We start from the raw sequence: 1,878 nt of genomic DNA on the forward strand, positions 1-1,878 counted from the left end.
CCCGCTTCATCCTCGTCGGGGCCGACGTCGCCCTCCTCGCCCGAGGCTCCGAAACCCTCGCCGCCGGCTTCATCCCGCCCGCCTCCGACGGCGGCGGCACCTCACCCGTCAGCTACTGAATCTTCGAAGGACTCCCATGACAGCTTCAGCCTTTTCCCCTGCCCCTGCCGTGTCTGCGGCCCGGGAAGCCGAACTCCTTGCAACGGTGCCGACCGGCCTGCTGATCGCTGGCCGGTGGAGGGATGCCTCCGACGGTGGCACGTTCAATGTCCACGATCCCGCCACCGGTGCAATGCTCGCAACGCTCGCCTCGGCCACGAGCGAGGACGCCGTGGCTGCCCTCGATGCCGCGGATGCAGTCCAGGCGTCTTGGGCGCGGACCGCACCCAGGAGACGCTCGGAGATCCTGCGACGTGCCTTCGACCTCGTGACCGAGCGCACGGAGGACTTTGCCCTGCTCATGACCCTGGAAATGGGCAAGCCACTGGCGGAGGCGCGCGGCGAAGTGAAGTACGGTGCCGAGTTCCTTCGTTGGTTCTCCGAGGAAGCCGTCCGCGACTACGGCCGCTACCTCCCCGCTCCTGAGGGCACGAACAGGATCCTAGTCCAGCACAAGCCGGTGGGACCCTGCCTGTTGATCACCCCGTGGAATTTCCCGCTGGCCATGGCCACCCGCAAAGTCGCCCCCGCGGTCGCTGCCGGGTGCACGATGGTCCTCAAGCCTGCCAAGCTCACGCCTTTGACGGCGCAGCTGTTCGCTCAGACCATGCTGGATGCCGGCCTGCCAGCAGGTGTCCTCAATGTCGTTCCTTCGTCCAGTGCCTCGGGTATCTCCGGGCCCCTCCTCGGAGATGCCCGGCTCCGGAAAATCTCCTTCACCGGATCCACCCTGGTCGGCAAGCGGCTCATGGCCGAGGCAACCCAGAACGTCCTGCGCACCTCGATGGAGCTCGGCGGCAACGCGCCCTTCATCGTCTTCGAGGACGCCGACATCGACAAGGCCGTCGAGGGCGCCATGGCCGCGAAGATGCGCAACATGGGCGAGGCGTGCACCGCTGCCAACCGCTTCCTCGTCCACGAGGCCGTCGCTCAGGAGTTCACCCGAAAGTTCGCCCATGCGATGGGAGCCCTGACCACCGGGCGTGGCACCGAACCCGCAACCCAGGTCGGCCCGCTCATCGACAGCGATGCGCGTGCTGACGTCCACCAGCTCGTCACCGCAGCAATCGATGCCGGAGCGGTAGCCATTACAGGAGGTACTCCGGTCGACGGACCCGGATACTTCTACCCGCCGACCGTCCTCGGCAACGTCCCCAACGACGCAGCCATCCTCCGAGAGGAAATCTTCGGGCCTGTAGCCCCCGTCACCACCTTCAGCTCCGAGGAAGATGCCATCCGCCTCGCCAACAACAGCGAGTACGGCCTCGCCTCCTACCTCTATAGCCGGGACCTCAACCGACTGCTCCGGGTCGCCGAACAGATCGAATTCGGCATGGTCGGCTTCAACGCCGGTGTCATCTCCAACGCCGCCGCACCCTTTGGTGGAGTCAAGCACTCAGGACTCGGACGCGAAGGCGGAGCTGAAGGCCTCGCCGAGTACACCACCACTCAGTACATCGGTATTACCGATCCGTACAGCGCCTGACCGGGCTTTGAGCGATTCTTTGCCGACATCGGCCCGGATACATGTTGTGCAGCCCCAACGAAAGGAAGAGAAATGAGCGATTCCGTGCGCCAGCAGGCCAAAGAAAGCCAAGCCGCCGTGGACCAAAATCAAGCTAATACTTCCGTTGCCGACTCTGCGCCGACGACCCATCCGGCCCTTCTCGCCTGGGTGCGGGAGGTGACGGAGCTCACGCAGCCTGCCGGGGTCGTGTG

The 1,878-nt window shown here is 65.4% G+C and carries 1 protein-coding gene and 1 pseudogene; both read left to right on the forward strand.

What is annotated here, in order from left to right; genetic code table 11:
- Positions 1-119: pseudogene (locus CXQ97_RS20485) on the forward strand (2-dehydro-3-deoxyglucarate aldolase); the annotation flags it as partial.
- Positions 120-136: 17 nt separating this feature from the next.
- Positions 137-1,645, forward strand: coding sequence for an NAD-dependent succinate-semialdehyde dehydrogenase (locus CXQ97_RS18470; protein ID WP_104182349.1), 1,509 nt, complete (start codon positions 137-139; stop codon positions 1,643-1,645).
- Positions 1,646-1,878 lie beyond the last annotated feature (233 nt).

This window comes from Arthrobacter sp. B0490 (genome assembly GCF_002929355.1).
Taxonomy (GTDB): Bacteria; Actinomycetota; Actinomycetes; order Actinomycetales; family Micrococcaceae; genus Arthrobacter_D.

What these genes read in the sequence shown, in the direction of transcription:
- CXQ97_RS18470 (WP_104182349.1), top strand. Translation starts at nt 137, where the DNA reads ATGACAGCTTCAGCCTTTTCCCCTGCCCCTGCCGTGTCTGCGGCCCGG.